This window comes from Bacillus sp. Root920 (assembly GCF_001429445.1).
Classification (GTDB): Bacteria; Bacillota; Bacilli; order Bacillales; family Bacillaceae; genus Bacillus; species Bacillus safensis.
Map to the genome: position 1 here is coordinate 2,012,289 of NZ_LMJV01000001.1, position 19,097 is coordinate 2,031,385.

20 protein-coding genes are annotated in these 19,097 nt (G+C 37.1%); 4 read left to right on the forward strand and 16 right to left on the reverse strand.

From position 1 onward, the window contains the following. Positions 1 to 15 precede the first annotated feature (15 nt). The 12 genes from ASE42_RS09865 to ASE42_RS09920 all read right to left on the reverse strand — a co-directional run bounded on the left by ASE42_RS09865 (position 16) and on the right by ASE42_RS09920 (position 13,620). Positions 16 to 732 carry a (Fe-S)-binding protein gene (locus ASE42_RS09865; protein WP_056766621.1) on the reverse strand — a complete coding sequence of 239 codons (717 nt, stop codon included), beginning with the start codon at positions 730 to 732 and terminating at the stop codon, positions 16 to 18. A gap of 292 nt (positions 733 to 1,024) precedes the next feature. Then, positions 1,025 to 2,293 carry an L-rhamnose isomerase gene (rhaA, locus tag ASE42_RS09870; RefSeq protein ID WP_056766623.1) on the reverse strand — a complete coding sequence of 423 codons (1,269 nt, stop codon included), beginning with the start codon at positions 2,291 to 2,293 and terminating at the stop codon, positions 1,025 to 1,027. 21 nt (positions 2,294 to 2,314) lie between these two features. Next, positions 2,315 to 3,733 carry a rhamnulokinase gene (gene rhaB, locus ASE42_RS09875; RefSeq protein ID WP_056766625.1) on the reverse strand — a complete coding sequence of 473 codons (1,419 nt, stop codon included), beginning with the start codon at positions 3,731 to 3,733 and terminating at the stop codon, positions 2,315 to 2,317. A 139-nt stretch (positions 3,734 to 3,872) separates the two neighbouring features. Beyond that, on the reverse strand, positions 3,873 to 4,841 hold the full coding sequence (locus ASE42_RS09880) for an AraC family transcriptional regulator (RefSeq protein ID WP_056766627.1): 969 nt from the start codon (positions 4,839 to 4,841) through the stop codon (positions 3,873 to 3,875). Between the two features lie 208 nt (positions 4,842 to 5,049). Then, positions 5,050 to 5,700: a response regulator transcription factor gene (locus tag ASE42_RS09885; protein ID WP_056766629.1), complete on the reverse strand. Its 651-nt coding sequence runs from the start codon at positions 5,698 to 5,700 to the stop codon at positions 5,050 to 5,052. A gap of 5 nt (positions 5,701 to 5,705) precedes the next feature. Further along, the gene (locus ASE42_RS09890) at positions 5,706 to 6,890 is read right to left on the reverse strand and encodes a sensor histidine kinase (protein WP_056766631.1); all 1,185 of its coding nucleotides are present in this window, start codon (positions 6,888 to 6,890) and stop codon (positions 5,706 to 5,708) included. A gap of 101 nt (positions 6,891 to 6,991) precedes the next feature. Next, positions 6,992 to 9,154, reverse strand: coding sequence for an MMPL family transporter (locus ASE42_RS09895; protein WP_056766634.1), 2,163 nt, complete (start codon positions 9,152 to 9,154; stop codon positions 6,992 to 6,994). A gap of 216 nt (positions 9,155 to 9,370) precedes the next feature. Continuing rightward, positions 9,371 to 10,474: a threonine synthase gene (locus ASE42_RS09900; RefSeq protein WP_056766636.1), complete on the reverse strand. Its 1,104-nt coding sequence runs from the start codon at positions 10,472 to 10,474 to the stop codon at positions 9,371 to 9,373. Between the two features lie 72 nt (positions 10,475 to 10,546). Continuing rightward, positions 10,547 to 10,921 carry a RidA family protein gene (locus ASE42_RS09905; protein WP_024427108.1) on the reverse strand — a complete coding sequence of 125 codons (375 nt, stop codon included), beginning with the start codon at positions 10,919 to 10,921 and terminating at the stop codon, positions 10,547 to 10,549. Next, a complete protein-coding gene (locus tag ASE42_RS09910) occupies positions 10,918 to 11,583 on the reverse strand; it encodes a transcriptional regulator (protein ID WP_056766639.1) in 666 nt (221 codons plus the stop codon). Before ASE42_RS09910 ends, ASE42_RS09905 begins: the two co-directional genes overlap by 4 nt. Before the next feature lie 144 nt (positions 11,584 to 11,727). After that, positions 11,728 to 12,408: a TetR/AcrR family transcriptional regulator gene (locus ASE42_RS09915; protein WP_056766641.1), complete on the reverse strand. Its 681-nt coding sequence runs from the start codon at positions 12,406 to 12,408 to the stop codon at positions 11,728 to 11,730. Positions 12,409 to 12,450: 42 nt separating this feature from the next. Further along, entirely contained in the window at positions 12,451 to 13,620 is a 1,170-nt protein-coding gene (locus ASE42_RS09920; protein ID WP_056766643.1) for an FAD-dependent oxidoreductase, read from the reverse strand. 242 nt (positions 13,621 to 13,862) lie between these two features. Between ASE42_RS09920 and ASE42_RS09925 the strand changes: the two genes are divergently transcribed. After that, complete coding sequence (locus ASE42_RS09925) at positions 13,863 to 14,060, forward strand: hypothetical protein (protein ID WP_056766646.1); 198 nt, start codon at positions 13,863 to 13,865, stop codon at positions 14,058 to 14,060. Positions 14,061 to 14,123: 63 nt separating this feature from the next. On the opposite strand, the gene ASE42_RS09930 is transcribed toward ASE42_RS09925, so the two are convergent. The 3 genes from ASE42_RS09930 to ASE42_RS09940 form a co-directional block, all read right to left on the reverse strand. Further along, positions 14,124 to 14,471, reverse strand: coding sequence for a DoxX family protein (locus ASE42_RS09930; protein ID WP_268750500.1), 348 nt, complete (start codon positions 14,469 to 14,471; stop codon positions 14,124 to 14,126). A gap of 116 nt (positions 14,472 to 14,587) precedes the next feature. Beyond that, positions 14,588 to 15,013, reverse strand: coding sequence for a MarR family winged helix-turn-helix transcriptional regulator (locus ASE42_RS09935; RefSeq protein WP_056766648.1), 426 nt, complete (start codon positions 15,011 to 15,013; stop codon positions 14,588 to 14,590). Between the two features lie 69 nt (positions 15,014 to 15,082). Then, positions 15,083 to 15,655, reverse strand: coding sequence for a TetR/AcrR family transcriptional regulator (locus tag ASE42_RS09940; protein WP_056766650.1), 573 nt, complete (start codon positions 15,653 to 15,655; stop codon positions 15,083 to 15,085). Between the two features lie 179 nt (positions 15,656 to 15,834). Between ASE42_RS09940 and ASE42_RS09945 the strand changes: the two genes are divergently transcribed. Next, complete coding sequence (locus ASE42_RS09945) at positions 15,835 to 16,761, forward strand: DsbA family protein (RefSeq protein WP_056766653.1); 927 nt, start codon at positions 15,835 to 15,837, stop codon at positions 16,759 to 16,761. A gap of 11 nt (positions 16,762 to 16,772) precedes the next feature. Continuing rightward, positions 16,773 to 17,084: a monooxygenase gene (locus ASE42_RS09950; RefSeq protein ID WP_056766656.1), complete on the forward strand. Its 312-nt coding sequence runs from the start codon at positions 16,773 to 16,775 to the stop codon at positions 17,082 to 17,084. Between the two features lie 54 nt (positions 17,085 to 17,138). Here ASE42_RS09950 and ASE42_RS09955 read toward each other — a convergent pair whose 3' ends face one another. After that, entirely contained in the window at positions 17,139 to 18,086 is a 948-nt protein-coding gene (locus ASE42_RS09955; RefSeq protein ID WP_056766657.1) for a carbon-nitrogen hydrolase family protein, read from the reverse strand. 100 nt (positions 18,087 to 18,186) lie between these two features. Between ASE42_RS09955 and ASE42_RS09960 the strand changes: the two genes are divergently transcribed. Continuing rightward, positions 18,187 to 19,083: a LysR family transcriptional regulator gene (locus tag ASE42_RS09960; protein WP_056766659.1), complete on the forward strand. Its 897-nt coding sequence runs from the start codon at positions 18,187 to 18,189 to the stop codon at positions 19,081 to 19,083. Positions 19,084 to 19,097: the final 14 nt, after the last annotated feature.

Below are 19,097 nucleotides of genomic sequence, written 5' to 3' on the forward strand. Positions count from 1 at the left end.
GTTCCCTCCCTTGAATTAACGGCTATTTAATACCTCTGCAATATGCAGTACCCGCGCTGATTTTCCTAAACGTTCTATTCGTCCTCCAATATTCATTAAACATCCACAATCTGCACTAATTAAATAGTCCGCACCTGTCTGTTCAACACTTTCTACTTTTTCGTCTACCATTTGTTCAGATATTGGCATCATTTTCACAGAAAAAGTTCCACCAAATCCACAGCAATTTTGGGCGTTGGGAAGGTGCTCAACTTCTAATTCTTTTACATTAGAAAGCAGCGTAAAAGGTGCTTCCTTCACACCTAGCAAACGTGTCATATGACAAGATGTATGATAGGTCGCTTTCCCTTTTAAACGTGCCCCTACATCTGTAACCTTTAAAACCTCTACGATAAATTGAGTTAGTTCATACGTTTTCTCAGCAAGACGCCTTGCTCGCTCCTCCCATTGAACATCTCCTTTGAATATATGTGGATATTCGTGGAACATCGCTGCACAAGAACCAGAGGGAGTTACTATATACTCTGCATCTTCAAAGGTTTGAATCATATTTTTCGCTGCTTGCTTGGCTTCGGCAGCATAGCCACTATTATAGGCGGGCTGGCCACAACATACTTGTGATGTAGGAAATGATACTTCACAACCAAGGCGTTCAAGTATCTCAACTGTTGCCTTACCGACATTCGGCTGGAAAGTATCAATTAAACATGTAATAAATAAGCTCACTTTCAATTTTAAAACCTCCTCTTAACGAATTATTTAGATTTACCTGGTCGGCTGATGACTGAAAAGTAAAAGCAGGCCCCTTCTCTCATAAATGTTTTATTGCGTGTTCTCCATATGAGATGAATATGATTCCCTTCAATTAACCCTATAGCACGTATAGAGTAGAAAAAACATTGAGTTGTAACCTATTTATCTAAAAAGGAATCCTTGTAATATAAACAGGGGAATTGATCTATTAGACCCTCCCCCTGACTGTATCTCTTTGTAAATTTACTAGTTAGCTCTTTTCATGATTTTTTTAGGCTAAAACAGAGTTTCTTTTTGTTAATACATCTTGCTCATATTGTTTCACTTCTTCCAGCCATGTTTCTTTTACAGGCACGCCCATTTTTTCACAATAGTAATCCCAGATTGCACCGAAAGGATACGTTTTGAATTCCTCTATTAATGCTAATCTTTCTGTAAAGTTTCCATCTTCCTGTAACTTTTTTAAATGTTCATTTGGTACTAACATTGCATATAGTAACGATTTAATCATGTTTCTTGTTCCAATTGTCCATGCTGCAACACGGTTAATACTTGCATCAAAGAAATCAAGGCCAATCATCACTTTATCCAATGCTTGATTTCGAACAATTTCGAGACCAATTTCACGTAACTCATCATCCAGCGTCACAACATGATCACTGTCCCAGCGAACAGGACGAGAAACATGAAGGGCAAGCTTGTCACTGTAAAGCAGCATAGATGAAATTTTGTTTGATACCATTTCAGTCGGATGGAAATGTCCTGTATCTAATAAACATAGTTTATTATTCTTTAATGCGTATCCAAGATAAAATTCATGCGATCCAACCACATAAGATTCAGAACCAATACCGAATAACTTACTTTCAATGGCATCAAGATTATAGTTTTCATTGATCTCTTCTTCAAAAATCTTATCTAACGAATCTTTTAACCGTTGACGAGGCGTTAGTCGATCACTTGGAATATCTTTATAACCATCTGGAATCCAAATATTTGTTAAGGATGCTGTTCCTAATTCTTTACCAAAATACTCACCAATTTTGCGGCTGGCGATACAATGATTGATCCAAAAATTTCTGATATGTTCATCAGGATGAGACAACGTTAGCCCATCTGCTGCTTTTTCATGTGAGAATAATGTTGGATTGAAATCTAAGCCTACACCTTGATCTTTAGCCCATTTCACCCAGTTTTCAAAGTGTCTTGGCTCTAATTGATCCCTTTCAACGACTTCTCCATTTGTTTCCGCATAAATGGCATGTAAGTTCACACGATGTTTTCCAGGAATTAAAGACAACGCTTTCTCTAAATCTGCTCTTAGTTGTTGAGGTGTGGTTGCTTTACCAGGATAATTTCCCGTTACATCAATTCCACCTGACAATTCTCCTTTATTTACTTCAAATCCAGCAATGTCATCTCCCTGCCAGCAATGAATGGAAATCGGTACATTTTTTAATTGTTCCAATACTTCATCAACATTGATTCCCCATTTTTCATATTCTTTTTTCGCAATCTCATAATTTTCTCTTATTGTCATGTGATATTCTTCCTTTCTTTTTTACGGTGCCGTTACTGTTAAAGGTGTGTATTTTTTAACCTTAAAAGAGTTCTTAATGATTGTTCTTGCTTCTTTTATATCTTCAATTTCGCCAACTGCCATTAACTGCGTTACAATATTTCCAATGGCGGTTGCTTCAACTGGACCAGCGTATACTTCTTTTTTTGTTGCGTCAGCAATTAGTTGATTTAACATTTCATTTTGGCAACCCCCTCCGATCACATTAATTTGATTGAATGTTCTTTCAAAAATTTCTTCAATTTGATTAATGGCTTGCTGGTAGCTGCATACTAAACTGTCAAACACACATTTTGCTACTTCTCCAGGTCTAGATGGAATTGGCTGGTTTGTTTCTTGACAATAACTTTGAATCTCTTGAATCATATTTTCTGGCTTTAAAAACCGTGGATCATCTACATTAACGATGGATTTAAATGTTTGAGCCTGATTAGCTAAGACGACCAACTCTGCAAAAGAAAATTGATTTTTATAATTTCTTTTCACTTCTTGTATCATCCAAAGCCCCATAATATTCTTTAAAAATCTATAGCGATAATCAATGCCGCCCTCATTGGTGAAATTGTAATCTAAAGCTTTTGTAATACATATTGGAAAATGATTTTCTACACCAACTAAAGACCACGTTCCTGAACTAATATAGATTGTTTCTTCCTGCTCAGGAACCGAAATGACAGCTGAACCAGTATCGTGAGTGGCTGGGAGAATAACCTTCATATTAAAGCCGAATTCCTCTATTAAATCTTCAGTCAATGTACCCAACACTGTTTTGGGGGGATGAATATCTTGGAACATTTCTTTGTTCATGCCTAGTTGATCTAATATTTCATGATCCCATTTCTTTGTGAAAGCATTAACCAGCTGAGTTGAAGTGGCATTTGTGTATTCGTTTGCCTTTTTTCCTGTTAATAAATAATGAAAATAGTCAGGAACCATTAGAAAAGATTTTGCATTTTCTAAAATCTCCGGATGATTTTGTTTGATTGAATAAAGTTGATAAATCGTATTAAATTTTTGAAATTGAATTCCTGTCTCTAGATACAGACGTTCCTTCATGAATGTTTTAAAAACCTCATCCATCATCCCGTCTGTTCTCGAATCGCGATAGGCAACAAAATCTGTTAAAGGTTTGTTCCATTCATCTAGTAAAACAAAGTCTACAGCCCATGTATCAACACCGATACTTTCTGGAGATAATCCCATTTCACTACATTGATGAATTCCCTTTTTTATTTCTTCAAATAATCGATCAAGCTCCCAGCAAAACTGGCCATTTTTTTGGACCATTTTATTCTCGAAACGGTGGATTTCTTTTAGATTTAAACGTTCATCTTCAAGATGACCCGCTATTAATCTTCCACTAGAAGCACCAATATCAACTGCTAAACAACATTTCTTCATTTTAATCACCCTTTGCATGAAAGCGTTTGCTTATGTCTTTATATTAAGCCAGCTAAAAGGAGAAAATAATGTCTAAAATGATTTATTTATTGTCCTTATTTGCAATTGTTTAAAATAAAAAAGAACATTTAGCAGCATCTTATTTTTTTGCTAAGTGTTCTCTGAATTGCTTTGGTGTCTGATGATATTTGTTTTTAAAAATCCGATAGAAATAACTTACATTATCATATCCAACTTGATCTATAACAGAGGCAATTGGCATATCTGTACTTTCCAGTAACTCTTTCGCTTTATTTAAACGTTTTTCTTGAAGTAATTCTTTAAATGTAAAGCTGGTAGCTTTTTTAATCTCTTTACTTAAAGCATAAGCGGGCTGGCTTAATTTTGTGGCTAATTCATTCAGTGATGCACGCTGGAAATGTTCATCAATATACTTTAATGATTCAACAATTAAATAATGTTGTACAGGATTGTCTTCTGTATGTTCGGCCTTATCAGCGTGTTTAATTAACTCCACCATTAAAAGACCCATATACAATTTAATGGTGGATTCAGACATAAAAGCAGGAGACATAATTTCAATCATAATTTTTTTTATTAATTCTTGAATGCTTTCTACTTCTGAAACTTTAAAGTAAAGGAATTGTCCATTTTGAGTACTGTTATATAAACTGTTAATTAAGAAATTACTAATTCTATTTTCAGTCGTTAAAAACGAAAAGATAAAATCAAAAAAATGAGGTAAAATGATAAAATTAATAATAATGTCTTCTTCTGCACAAGCTTGAGTTTCATGCTCAATATGCTGGTTTAAAAATAACAGCTCCCCTTGTTGCAAATTTATTCTTTGATTCCCTACTTTTTGGTTATACTCTCCATTGTAAACATAATTAATCTCAATGTAGTCGTGTTTATGTTTAGGAAAATCCACAAAGCGTGTATGTTTTCGAACCGTAATCATACTCTCTTGATTGAGAAATTTTTGACTTTCTATAATAAAATTAGACTGATTGGTATAAATGTCTTTATTTATCTCTCTTCTGTTTTGTAGAATCAGTTCCTCTTCATCTGTTATCTTTAATAATTGATTCAGAAGATCATGTTGCATAGGTTTCTCCTTTGTTTATAATCTTACTTTATTGTTTATTAGACTTCTTCAACCAAAGCCCACATACCTTCTTTCTTTTATAGAGTCTAACTCCATGCTTTTAAAAAAAAGACTATCTAAAGTAGTCTCTTTATTATTTCCCAAGCTCATAGGTTTGTACAAAAGTGCTTTCTGCAAGAATGGCTTTCACTCCTGTTTGTTCAATTATCTAAAAATGAATAATTCCTAATTCTATTGATGTTTTAATGGCTTCAGCTCTTGATGTCACATTTAGTTTTTGATAAATGTTTGTTAAATGTGCTTTTACAGTTCTCTCGGAAATTCCCATATCAAATGCAATTTCCTTACTCCGAAACCCTCTAGCTACTGCTTGCAAAACGAGCATTTCTTTTTCGGTAAGCAAGTGGTTGTCTGTTTTCCATTTTTCTTGAGGTTCTTTGTGTACGGTTGATTCAAATACCTTTGAGGCCACATTTGATTGAAGTAAAATGTCTCCTCTGATGGCCGCTTCAATTGTATTAAATAAGTTTTCTCTGCTGGCATCCTTTAAGAGGTAGCCTTTTGCACCAAGCTGTAACCCTTGGATCATTAATTTTTCTTCATTATAAGTAGTCAAAATGAGTACGGGAACTTTTATTTGAAGAGTCTGCATTTCTCTAAGCATATCAAGCCCGCTCATCATTGGCATGTTGAGGTCAAGTAATACAAGGTCTGGGGATTTTTCTTTTATGACATCTATCCCCTTTCCTCCATCTTCTGCTTCTCCAACAACTTCAAATCTTTCGTCTGTTTCAAGAATTAATTTTAATCCTTCTCTCACAACATAATGATCATCAACAATCACAATTCGATAAGACACTGTATTTACTCCTTTTTCAAAGGTATGTTCACTATTACTTGTGTACCTTCATTTTTTTTACTTTTCAAATGGATCTCTCCACCAAGCAGCCGAACACGTTCTGACATACCAATGATGCCGTAATGTCCAAAAGTGGATTCTCGTTTTTTCTCATCAAATCCCACTCCATTGTCTGCTATTTTCAAATGGATGTGATCACCTTGTTGTACCATCACTAACTCGACATGGCTTGCTTTGGCATGTTTTGAAACATTCGTTAAGCATTCTTTTATCATGTAAACAGTATGTTCAATAAAAAAAGGTGACATATTCTGAGGTACAGATATCTTTGTACGAATTGGGATATTCGTTGCTGTCGTAAATCGATTTACTTCATTTTTCACTGTTTCAGTTAAATCGTATTGATCATGACGATCCTTCCGAAGATCATCAATCACCATTCGTGCCTCACCTAATGTTTTTCGCGCTTGGCTCATTGAGCCCTTGATAATGCTTTGAGCACGCTCGGTATTTTGATTCTCTAAATGTGCTTGAACAGCTTCCAATTGCATAATAATGCCTGCAAGCCCTTGTGCAAGGGTATCATGTAAATCTCTCGCCATTCTTTGACGTTCATTAGCAAGGGTTAACTCCTCCACCTGCTGATGTGCGAGTTCGAGTTCCTTTAGAAACGTTTGAGTTCGAATTCTAGCCTTTACTTGTCTAAAAAATAAGATAGAGTATGCAACGACCACAATAAGGATAAGAAATAAAATCGGAATGTAGACAGTCAGATCATCTGTATCATTAACCAAAATAAGAGCTAGAAAAAAAAGCACATAAAAACAAAGTCCTGTCAAAATAATCTTTAATGTATGATAGTATACACCGATGCTTTGAGCAATTAATAACGGTAAAAGACCAATTAAAATAACAGGAGAGGCAGCTTGCATAGCTAAAACACAAAGTAGAATAACGATTCCTTGTATGAAGAAATAAATCCAAGGCTTCTTCTTGAACCAATAAAATGACCACCAGTGCAAAATGAGATGGATCGCGATAAGGCCAGAAAAAAACAAACTTGAAAGCGATAAAGATGCTGTTAAAAACTGAAAAATCATCGCTGCAACATACACAAGAACGCCCCATAATAACGTGGGAATTCGGGAATAGATCATTTCATTAAATGGGTCTATCCGTTTCTTAAGCATAAACTCTCACCTTCCAAACCCCATCATAACACGAAAAATACCGCCCGCCTTTTAAAGAGGCAATGGCGGTATTAGGATTTTAACATTTTAAAAAGAAAACATTATATAATCTTCTTTTCTTTTTGGGCAATTGACTCTCCTTCAATATCAATAACCGGAAGCAATCGTGCCAGCCATTTTGGTAAGTACCAATTTGCCCGCCCTAATAGCATCATACAAGCAGGGATAAAGGTCATTCTAATGACAAATGCATCGAATAAAACCCCAAATGCCAATGTTAATCCCATTGTTTTAATAATCAAGTCTTGAGCAAAAATAAAGCTTGCGAAAACGAAAATCATAATTAAGCCTGCTGCAGTTACAACCCTGCCACTATGCTGTAATCCAGAAATAACAGATTTCTTTGCATCCTGAGATAGAAGAAATTCTTCCCTCATTCTACTAACTAAAAATACTTCATAATCCATTGCAAGACCAAATAATATTCCTGTCACTAGTACAGGCATAAAGTTTAACAACGGTCCTGCTGCAGGTATTCCAAACAATGGGGCAAGGTGTCCATCCTGTAAAACAAAGACAGCAAAACCTAATGTAGCAGTTAATGTCATTAAAAACCCTAGTACAGCCTTTAATGGAACAAGGAATGATCTAAATACAAGAATCATTAACACAAAAGCAAATCCAATAATGACTCCTGCAAATTTTGGCAATGCTTCACTGAGTCTATCTGAAATATCTATATTCACGGCAGTAGAACCAGTCACAAGAAACTTTGTGTCAGTCACACTCGATTCATTTCGAATGTCTTTCACTAATTGCTTCGTTTCTTTATCCTCCGGACCACTTCTAGGTAAGATTGTTAACATTGCGTACTCACCCGATGGATCAGGGATCGCCGGCGTGATTTGTTTGATACCATCCATTTTTTCTAACAATTTTGATGATTCCTCGATGGACTTGGACTTCATCGTTTTATCTGCTTGAGAGGCATCTATGATGATGGCAAGTGGTCCATTAAACCCCTTGCCAAATCCTTCTGCTAAAAGATCGTACCCTTTACGTTCAGTTGTTTCTTTGCCTTTCATACCGTTATCCGGAAGACCAAGCTCCATATGAAGTGCTGGCCAGCTTACCAATCCTGTCAATAAAATGACACCTATCATTATTTTACCCGGATGCTTTTGAATAAATCTTGCCCAGCCCATTGTTTTTTTCTCTTTTTTTGGCTGTAATTTAGAAAATAACTTATTTTGCCTGGAAGGACTCACCTTATCTCCAAGAAGCCCTAGTATAGCTGGAACAATCGTGAGAGAAACAAGCATAACAGATAGTACCATAAAGGCTCCCACAAGACCCATGATACCTAGAAACGGTATGTCAACTAATACAAGTCCACATAATGCAACAATAACAGTGACGCCCGCAAATAATACAGCACTTCCTGCGGTACCCACAGCTCTAGCAGCAGCCTCATTTAAATTGTAGCCCTCTGCTAACAGCTGTCGATATCTTGAAATGATAAACAGTGCATAATCAATTCCTACTGCAAGACCAATCATCACCGCTAATGTGAGACTAAATGCAGACATTTCAACAAAGTTTGAGGTGATTAAAATGACCATCACACCTATTACTAACCCAATCACAGCCGTCAATATTGGTAATCCTGCGACCAAAAGTGAAGCAAATGTAAAGGCTAAAATCAAGAAGGCGAAGATAATCCCTATGATTTCAGAAATCCCACCTACTTCAATTTCAGAGAATGTCACGGAGCCGCTTAATTCCGTTTGGATGCCCGCATCTTTTGAAATCTTTATGCTATTTAATACTTTCTCTTTTGAGGATTCCTTTACCTTATCCGCTTTCATTCGATACGTAATATCCGCATATCCTATTTTCTTATTTTTACTTATCGTAAAGGTCTGATATAAATCGGTCACCTGCTTAACTGCTTTATCCTTTTTAATTTCTTTTATCGTTTCATTAATTTTATGTTTCACTTTCTTTGCTTCTAAAGTTTTATCTTTAGGTGCTTTAAATATTAGACGAATCGTTCCCCCATCATCACCTGCTGGGAACTTCTTTTCCAAGAGATCCATCGCTTTTTCAGATTTTGTTCCTGGAATCGACATATCTCCATTAAATGAAACGCCTGTCCCTATTGTTGCTCCAACTACAGCTACTAAGATAAGTAACCAACCGATTAACATTCGTTTAGGCTTAGTAAAAGCAAAGTTTCCTAAGTTATATAAAAATTTAGCCATTCACTTACTCCTTTTTCATCGAATTCATGATATTCACCTCTTTATTCTACGTAATGAAATAGTTGATTGAAATTGTACTTTTGGGCAAAAGGGATTGTACATTTAGGCATGAAAAAGAGCATCTCTTTTGAGATACCCTTCTATTTATAGAGAGCGTTCATATTATCTATATCATCATCTGGCCAATTCCGGATCAGTTGTATTAGTCATATCTGGTTATTTTGATTTAATTCCTGCACCGCAAAGAGGTATGACGATGGTTTCTTTTGCTTCCTTTTTATATTTCATGTAGCCAGCAAAATTGACTGCAGATGTCACTTCCACATAAAATCCTTTCTCACTTAGTTTAGAGCGAGCATTCAATATCTCATCCTCTTCAATATCTATAAATGTACCATTGGTATCTTGTACAGCTTCTAGAATTTGTTTGGAGCGCGCCGGGGCAGCAATGGCTATCCCTTCTGCCAAAGTTCCTGTATTCGTAACAGGCGATGCTGAATCTTTCGCATTTTGATAAGCTTTCACGAGAGGAGCACAGTTTTTCGCTTGGATGGCAATGATTTTCGGTATTTTATGAATTAAACCATTTTCAAATAACTCTTTAAAACCGTAATACGCACCTAGGAGGAGAGTACCATTTCCAACCGGAATGATTAAAGCATCAGGTGCTCCGTTTACTTGTTCATATATTTCATAGGCGTATGTTTTTGTTCCTTCAAAAAAATAAGGATTATACACATGGCTTGCATAAAAAACGTTTTCGGCGTCTACTGCTTTTTGCGCCGCGGCTGCAATATCCTCTCGTGTACCGTGAATTTCTTTAACCGTTGCTCCATGGGCTTTTATTTGAGCGATCTTTTTAGGTGAAGTTTCATCGCTTAGATAGATGTCACATGCAATCTCGCAACGAGCTGCATAAGCGGCAATCGCCGTTCCTGCATTCCCGCTGCTATCCGCAATGACTTTTGATACCCCTAATTCCTTTGCCTTTGTCATTAAAACAGCAGCTCCTCGATCTTTAAAGGATAGTGTAGGCATCATATAATCAACTTTTACATAAGTGTTTGGCTCATGAGGATCTAAAACGATTAACGGAGTTTGACCTTCACCCATTGTCACAGATTCCCAAGTCTTTGACCCTTTTGAAAATGGCATGGTTTCAACATAACGCCATAATGAGTTTGGGTAGTGATTCCAAGCCGCAATATCTATTTGAGGGGTATCTTTCACCAGGTTTAATACGCCGTTACAATCACATTTCCATAAAGTTGGTGTCATCTCATACTTTTTACCGCAATGGTTACAAATCAATTGATTCATCAATCATCAGCCCCTTCAGATAATTTTTTATATAAAATATACTTTTTTATATATCGTGGGCAAAAAAATATTCTAAATATAAGAAATAGCATCAATTTCAATTTTGAAACCAAAATGTAATTCATTCGTTGGTACAACAGTACGTGCTGGTTGATGTTCACCGAAAAATTCAGTGTAAACCGCATCTACTTTGTCCCATAGTTCAATATCAGAAATGTATAAAGTCATACGCAAAATCTTTTCTTTTTTACTTCCGGCTGCTTCTACAATCATCTCCACATTCTTAAGTGCTTGTAATGTCTCTTCTTCAATGGGGCCGAATTCTTTTTCTCTCGTTTCGGGATTGATGGCAAATTGTCCTGAAACATAGACCGTGTTTTGATGAATGGTTGCAAATGCATAGTGTCCGTTGGATTTTAGATTTCCTACCTCAAGGATGCTTTTCATTTCGTTTCCCCTTCATTCGATTTATGTTTGATTTCATCCAAATAGCTATAGACGGTGACTTTAGAAATACCTAACATAGATGCGACTTTCTCAACTGAACCTTTCATTAAAAAGATTCCCTTTTCATCCATGAACCTTATTAATTCAATTTTTTCATGACGTTTCATAACTGGGTGGACACTGTTTTGAATGATCTGTTGAATCAATTGATCTACGATTCCTTCCACATTTTCAAGATCATCATTTGATGTTGTTTCATTCTCTTGAACTTCAACTTTTGTAGAAAGAAAAGTATCCATAAATTGCTGCATTTGATTCAATGCTTCAACATCAAAATTGATACAGAATGCCCCGATCACCTTTTTCTTCGAATCACGAATTAATGAAGTCGAAGAACGAATGGTACGGTTGTCTTCTGTTTTAAATGTATACCCAGCAAGATAATCTTCTTTAAAATCTTCTGATTGTAAAACAGTCTTTACCAAATGATCAAATGATTGACCGATTTTTCTTCCCGTCACATGATGATTGACTGTAAACATGACAGATGTTTGTGGGTTCGTTAAATCATGAATAACGACTTCACAATTTGGTCCAAACATTTTTGCCGTAGATTTTGCTAAAGGAATATAGCTCTCTAATAAATTCTTTATATTTTCCATGCCTAAGCACCTCATTTGTTTATTCCACTAGATTATATAATTTTTTATATACAAAAACAATATATAGATTTTTTTATATATGTTGAAAAAGTTAAGAAAATATAAAAAAAGCAGCCATTGACTGCTTTTTGCTTGTGCTCCTTTCTAATTGATTTCTTGCTGGATTCCATACAAAATGACTTCAATTCCCCACCTGAACCGTTCCATTGATACGGTATCACCTGCAAACATTTCTTCTTTTAGGCTATGGATGAAAGGAAACCGCGTTTTGTCTGCATCATGAAATGTTTTTTTTGTATCTGAAATCTGCGAAGAGCCGTGTTTCTTCCAAGAGACCTTTTCGTATGCTACGGAAGATACGTATAACAGTAACAAGTCTACTCCCCATGCAGCGGATGTAGATTTGATTCCGCCTTTATGCAGTGCAGCGAGAAGATGTTCGGTCAACTGTAAAAAGTTCGTTCCTTGCGGGATGGTGGAAAGAGAAATTTCAGCAAGACCAGGCTTTTCGTATAGCAGCAGGAAATAAGTATGCAATATGTCAGATAACTGTTCTTTCCATGTGCCATTCACTGAATCTGGATAAACCATTTGGCCGAGACCATAATCTAATACGTAAGCACTGAGTTCTTGAAAATTGTTCACGTAAACATACAAGGATGCAGGTCCCGTATCGAGTGCTTTAGCCACTTTACGCATACTCATGCCCTCTAACCCTTGCTCCTTTAGAAGCTCATAGGCGGTTTTCACAATGAGTTCACGGCTTAAGGGCTCTTTTGCCGGCCGAGACCGACGACTGATAATACGACGATTTGAATTGTTCATAATCTCTTTATAACATGTCAAAGTCAAATAGTAAATTGAGCATCAATCAACGTTTTCTTGAAAAGAATTCATCATTTCAGCAAGCTTGACTGCAGCATCTTTTGAAAAACACAGTTTTAAACTTTTTTCTGATTCATGAGCTTTCTCCGATGAATATTCGTACATCATATCTTCGTATTCTTCAATAGCCTGTTCAATATGATGAGGATTTCGGACAATCGCAAGTGCAAGCTCCATTGCATCAAACATCGCCATGTTTACACCCTCCCCTGCAAATGGTGACATGACATGAGCGGCATCACCGATAAGAGTTACTCCTTTATGGCGGTTCCATTTAAAACCGACAGGAAGCGTATAAATCCGTCTTGGAATGATGGCATCTTCTGCATAACGAATATAATTTTTCAGCTGATCGTCCCAATCACTAAATAACTGTAATAATTGTTCTTTTGCTTCTTTCGCTTGATGGAACGGAATACCACAAGTCTCAATCCAGTTACGTTCTGCCATAAGGCTTGCATACACTTTGATTCGTCCATCCCCGTTTAACTGACCAATCAGTCCTTTGTGGTCTGCTAAAGCAAACATCTTCCCGCGTTTATTAAATGCAGCTAAATCAGGGTGGTTCACCTCTACGTTGAGGATATTCAATTCCAGCATCGTGAGTCCGGCGTATTCAATATCAATATCTGTTAACAGAGGACGCACACGAGAAAAAGCACCATCTGCCCCAATTAAAAGATCAACTGTCTCAACAACTCCGTTTTCAAAATGAAGCTCCGTCATGCCGTTTTCTAATGAAACGCAATTTTCTAGTTTATATCCATATTTGATGTTTTCAACATTCATTTGATCTAACAGCAGTTCACACAAAACACCACGATCAATTTCTGGGCGGGTGCCTTTTTGATCTGATTCCGTTTCTTCATCTAAATAAATTCTTCCTGATTTATCAAGTAAGCGGAAATCTTCTCCTTCATAGCGGGCGTTCCTTTGAAATTCCTCATAAACCCCTGCTTCTTTTAAAGCTTTTTGACCTGTTTCTTCATGAATATCCAGTGAGCCCCCTCTTTCAAGACTCTTGTCATGCATCTCTCGTTCATAGATGGTTGTTTGTATACCGTAATTTTGCAGTATTAAGGCGAGTGTTAGCCCCCCAGGCCCTCCTCCAATAATAGCGATCTGCTTTTGTTTCTTAGATAATGCCGTCATCTTATGCATCTCCTCTTCTTTATGGAAATCGTTTAAAGCCACATCACATTTATATTATAACGAACACCGTTCGTAAAGAACAGTGTTCGTTTAAAAAATTTATTTCACAATTGTGTGTTTTACAATCGCCCGCCACCATATGATACACTCCAACTAGGAATGTGAAAGGATGTCGAATCATCACAATGATTCTTGAATCAGTCGTTTCCATTGTTCTAATTCTGAGTGTAAGAGGTGTTCCTATGAATAAATTATTGGCAATGTTGATATTAGGATTGAGTTTTAGTGGTGCGGCTCTCATTCTTTCTGTCCCTTTGTTATTCAAGTCCAAACCAGAACAATTTGAGCTAGTGTTTGCTGCTGGATCAGCGGGCGCTTTCGCAGTATTCGCTGTCTCATGCCTAGTTCTTCGAAAACAATTCAATCGCAAAAAAACCTAAACACAATCCGCCATTAGAACAATGGAGATTTGTTTAGGTTTTGTGACTTACCTTGATATGAACTTAAAGAATGTGGTACAAGCTGACCCCGATACTGAGAGCGAATAACACAAGTGCAGGGAGTGCTTTTTTAAAGGGATCTTTGGCTAATACGATCAGAGTAAAGGCAGCTGCAAGCATCGTGCCTCCTAACAGTAAGCCTGATAATATTGCTATTGTTGGCATCCATATGCCGATCAGCATTCCAGCAGCGCCTATGAGCTCAAAGGCTCCGGTTAAAACATTAAAAAAAGCAGGTAAACCAAATCGTTTGAACTCTTCTGACATTTTCCCTGATATAATTTTCGATCCTGTTACAAAAAAGAAAGCGGCCAATATCATTTGCAGAATAAGTATGAAAATCGTGATCACATCTTTCTAAGTTATTTGACTGAAACACTCAGTCCAAATGGACAAATTTTCAGCTGGTGAAAATTATATGTCATAGCATATATCAGATATAAATCGTTTGTTACAGATTAGACATTTCAAGATTCATAGTGTGAATGAAATAATTTGTTCAAAAGTAATTTTAATTGTTGAATCTCTTCATCGCTTAATTGCTTTGTTACCGTTTGATGTGCATCCATGACAACAGGAAGAATGGCCTTTTTGACCTCGTCCCCTTTTTCTGTTAAAAGCAGGTGATGTGAGCGCCGGTCTTGTTCATTATAGATTTTTTTGACAAGCCCTTTTCGTTCCATTGACTGGATCATTCTGACGACAGTCGTTTGATTTTTATCAATTCCTTCTGCCAATTCTTTTTGAGTAGTCCCCTTTTCACTGCTCAGAATACTGATAATACTCCATTGTTCAGGAGTGACCCCGTAAGGCTTTAACCTGTTCGTAAAATAATTTGTCATTTTGAGATCAGTACGATGAACGAGATAACCTATTAAATCTTGTAAATCCATGTAAACACCCTCTATGAAATTTTATATGCTATAGCATTTATATTAGTGAAGCCTTTGAAAATTGTCAAATCAACTATCTGCTTGTTTAAAATCAATTCCTGACAAAATATATGGCACTGCTGATTTGATAAACTCCTCTGATGATATGTGCGAACTATTTTTTCTCCACTCAACAGAAGCTCCGTGAATTCCCCAGCTTAAAAAAACAGCTGTGACCTTCAGAATTTGCTTTTCGACATTTGTATATTGATTGATTAACAATTGATAAAAAATAATTTCAAGCTGTTCCCTAACAATAGGAGCAAGTTCCGTTTCATATTCTACTTGGCAGCGGTTATGCAGAGATTGTTGAAAATTCGTTAGTGCTTTAAAAATATTGATAATCGTATCTTCATCTAGTTTACGATGATTGAAATGAATACTTTCTAAATTAATCAATAATACTTCTGATAGCGTTTTATCCAGTAAATCGTATTTATCCTCAAAATGATAATAAAACGTCGCTCGGTTGATCATGGCTTCTGCCGTGATATCTTTGATCGTAATATCCTTAAATTCCTTTTTCGATGAAAGTTTCATAAAAGACTCCATGATTAACTTACGCGTTCTTAGAACCCGAGGATCTGTCTTTGACTGCATCATCTTATCCCTCCTCCTTTTTCAACACATCTATCAATCTGTTGGATAAACAACAAATTGAAGAAATTATTGGTGTTGGTCTTACTCGTTGTGTTTTAAGATCTAATTGTAATGCAAATGATTGATTCAAACAACTTCTAGGAAATAGCGTTTCCTTGCAAAAATTGAGGAGGTAAATGAAATTGAAAAACAATGAAATGTTTTGTGATATAGAAACAGGTGTATGTGGTGTAGGTGAAGATGAGGATATCCAGGTCATTGATTTTCAGCAGCCTAAAAAAACAATAACGCTCTATTATGTAACAGATCCGATTTGTTCGCATTGCTGGGCAATTGAACCTGTCCTGCGTCGTTTTAAAGACCAATATGGACATTATTTTCATTTCCAAACTGTGTTGGGTGGACTGCTAGAGAAATGGCATGACGGTCCAATTGATCCGGCAAACGGAATTTATAAACCTGCCGATGTTGCTGGTCACTGGAGAGAGGTTGGAGAACATTCCCGCATGCCAATTGATGGGTCTTTAATGATTGACAATCCTGTTCAATCCTCCTACCCGCCCTCTCGCGTGTTCAAAGTAATTCAAAAACATCATGATGATGCACTAGCTTATACTTTTTTACGCCGTGCAAGAGAAGCGCTATTTGCCTTCAATCAAAATATATCCGATATCACCGTGTTGATTGACATCGTCAACAACCTTGGACTTAACGGAGATGTGATTGTACATGAAGCCGAACTCCCAAGCGGCCAAGAATTATTAAATCAAGATTTTGCTCTTGTTCGAGATCTTGGTGCTAGAGGTTTCCCAACGATCATCTTCGTCAACGAAGAAAATAAAGGAGTCAAAGTGACGGGTAGCCGGACATTTGAAGTCTATCTTGAAGGATTAAAGCAAGCTCTAAGCGCAGAAGAACTTCAACCGAAAAAGCGTCCAGCTGTTTCTACCCTGCTCGAAAAAGAAAAGCTTTTATTTTCTAAAGAAATTGAAGTGATGTACGATGTTGACCAATCAGATGTAAGGCTTTTTATGGAGAAGGAACTTCAGCAACAGCAGTATCAAATGAAAGAAGTGCTTGGGGAAGTCTATTTTACAACTTCAAAATAAGGAGAATGACGATGGCACACTTATTACAGGTGGATTTTAAAATGAAGGGCCCTTTCGGTGATGAAATGGCAAAAGAGTTTTCTGATTTAGCGAAAAGTATGAAGGAGGAAGACGGATTCATATGGAAAATATGGACAGAGAATCCGGAGAAAAATGAGGCTGGCGGAATCTACTTATTCGAAACAAAAGAAGCAGCTGAAAACTACCTTGATATGCATTCTAAAAGAATTACTAGCTTTGGAATAACAGACATCAATGCTAAAATCTTTGGGATTAATGCTCAGCTTTCTCATATCACAAAAGGTCCATTAAAAACTCATTAAGGTAGACACAACAAAAAAAGAGCGGCTGATGGCTGCTCTTTTTTTGTTGTGATTTCATCGATTCATCCACTTTACATTTTCTTTTTTCTCTTCATTGACTATGAGCTGGAATACATCAGGTCTTGAATAATGTCCTACGACATCGAAGTCAAATTGACTAGAAGAAATATCACGCAAATCAAGATCTGCCAGCAGTATCTCTTCCTGACCATAGACAGGTTCTTTTATATATTCGCCTAACGGACCGACGATGGCACTTCCCCCTCGGCACATTTCATCAGGAGAAGATGCTAATTCAGCATAGCAGGCTAAATCTTTAGGATACATCTCTTTATTCACATATTGATTACAAGATAGAACGAAGCATCGGCCTTCTGCGGCAATATGGCGAATCGTAGATTGCCATAGCTCCCTGGAATCTGCCGTAGGGGCTATATAGATTTGGACGCCTTTTGCATACATCGCTGCTCTAGCTAATGGCATATAGTTTTCCCAGCAAATTAAAGCGCCTATTTTACCATACGGTGTATCGAAAACCGGCAGTGTGCTGCCATCCCCCTCTCCCCATATGAGTCGTTCGGAACCAGTCGGCTTTAGTTTGCGGTGCTTTCCAAGTAAGGCTCCATCTGGTCCGAAAAACAATACGGAACAATATAAAGTCCCGCGACTTGATTCGTCATCTCTTTCAATGACACCGATGACGAGGTAGACACCAGCTTTCCGGGCTGCTTCTCCTAATCTGTCAGTCGTTTGACTAGGAACTGGAACTGAATTTTCTAAGTAACGAAGCCAGTCCTTTCTTCCTTCTGGAGAACGGCTTCCTACTGTGGCGCCAAAAGCTAGTCCTCTAGGATAGGCAGGTATAAAAGCTTCAGGAAATACAACAATATTGGCTCCTTTTTCTCCGGCCTCAAGTGTTAACGAAATGGCTTTTTCAGTACATGCTTCTCTATCCATAATGACAGAAGCAGCTTGCACAACAGCAACTCTACATGTTGACATCTTACCCCCTCCTTATTCTCAGTGTAAAAATAAACGTTTATAATGTACAATATATCATCATCATAATAAGTATGCCTTATTGGAATAATGGGAGGGTAAAATGAACATACGGGACTTTGAAATATTTAAAACGATTGCGGATTGTGGAAGTTTTTCAAGAGCAAGTGAAAAGCTTTTTATCGCCCAGCCTTCCCTCTCTAAAACCATTCAGAAATTAGAGAAAAAACTGGGTGTCATCCTTTTCGATCGGTCAAATCGAATTTTCAAGTTAACGGATGAAGGACAGCTTGTATATGAAAAAGCGATTACGGTGCTTCAGCAAATGAATGAGCTGCAAATGGAGCTGGGTGATACCGAGACGCATATTAGCGGCCATTTAAAGATTGGTCTGCCGCAAATAATTGGTACCTTTTTCTTTTCCAAAGTGGCAAAAGCTTTTACTAAAAAGCATCCAGATGTGACGCTCGAAATAATTGAAGAGGGCGGCTTACATGTAGAAAAACTCGTTGAGAAAGGCGAAGTAGATGCGGCCTTTGTTGTCATACCTGCGCAAAGTATTGAATTAGAAGAACAACTCATTTTTGAAGCGCCATTTGTAGCTTGTTTACCAAAAAATCACGCTTTAAAAGATGAGCAACAGCTCTCACTCAAACAGCTTAAAGAGGAAAACTGGATATTGTTTGATTCTTCATTTGCGTTGAGTCAAGTGATTTTAGAAAGCTGCCGTAAGGAACATTTTGTTCCCCATATCGCTTACAGCACAACACAATGGGATTTGCTGATGACATTAGTTCGTGATGAGCTAGGAGTGGCGATCCTTCCAAGTCCTTTAACGGATATGTACAGAGATGACATTTGTGTCAAACCCATTAGCAGTCAATATATTCCCTGGAAAATTGGAATTGTCGTGAAGAAAGGTCGATATAAGACACGTGCTTTGAAGGCTTTTTTAAAAATCGTCACGGATATATACCATGGAGAAACAAAAAAAGCCTAATTCTCTAGGCTTTT

Coding starts and splice junctions, on each gene's coding strand:
- ASE42_RS09920 (WP_056766643.1), bottom strand. CDS start 13,620: ATGACGGCATTATCTAAGAAACAAAAGCAGATCGCTATTATTGGAGGA.
- ASE42_RS09910 (WP_056766639.1), bottom strand. CDS start 11,583: ATGGAAAATATAAAGAATTTATTAGAGAGCTATATTCCTTTAGCAAAA.
- ASE42_RS09890 (WP_056766631.1), bottom strand. CDS start 6,890: ATGCTTAAGAAACGGATAGACCCATTTAATGAAATGATCTATTCCCGA.
- ASE42_RS09880 (WP_056766627.1), bottom strand. CDS start 4,841: ATGCAACATGATCTTCTGAATCAATTATTAAAGATAACAGATGAAGAG.
- ASE42_RS09940 (WP_056766650.1), bottom strand. CDS start 15,655: ATGATGCAGTCAAAGACAGATCCTCGGGTTCTAAGAACGCGTAAGTTA.
- ASE42_RS09895 (WP_056766634.1), bottom strand. CDS start 9,154: ATGGCTAAATTTTTATATAACTTAGGAAACTTTGCTTTTACTAAGCCT.
- ASE42_RS09955 (WP_056766657.1), bottom strand. CDS start 18,086: ATGTCAACATGTAGAGTTGCTGTTGTGCAAGCTGCTTCTGTCATTATG.
- rhaA (WP_056766623.1), bottom strand. CDS start 2,293: ATGACAATAAGAGAAAATTATGAGATTGCGAAAAAAGAATATGAAAAA.
- ASE42_RS09905 (WP_024427108.1), bottom strand. CDS start 10,921: ATGAAAAGCATCCTTGAGGTAGGAAATCTAAAATCCAACGGACACTAT.
- ASE42_RS09900 (WP_056766636.1), bottom strand. CDS start 10,474: ATGAATCAATTGATTTGTAACCATTGCGGTAAAAAGTATGAGATGACA.
- ASE42_RS09915 (WP_056766641.1), bottom strand. CDS start 12,408: ATGAACAATTCAAATCGTCGTATTATCAGTCGTCGGTCTCGGCCGGCA.
- ASE42_RS09950 (WP_056766656.1), top strand. CDS start 16,773: ATGGCACACTTATTACAGGTGGATTTTAAAATGAAGGGCCCTTTCGGT.
- ASE42_RS09960 (WP_056766659.1), top strand. CDS start 18,187: ATGAACATACGGGACTTTGAAATATTTAAAACGATTGCGGATTGTGGA.
- rhaB (WP_056766625.1), bottom strand. CDS start 3,733: ATGAAGAAATGTTGTTTAGCAGTTGATATTGGTGCTTCTAGTGGAAGA.
- ASE42_RS09935 (WP_056766648.1), bottom strand. CDS start 15,013: ATGGATTTACAAGATTTAATAGGTTATCTCGTTCATCGTACTGATCTC.
- ASE42_RS09925 (WP_056766646.1), top strand. CDS start 13,863: ATGAATAAATTATTGGCAATGTTGATATTAGGATTGAGTTTTAGTGGT.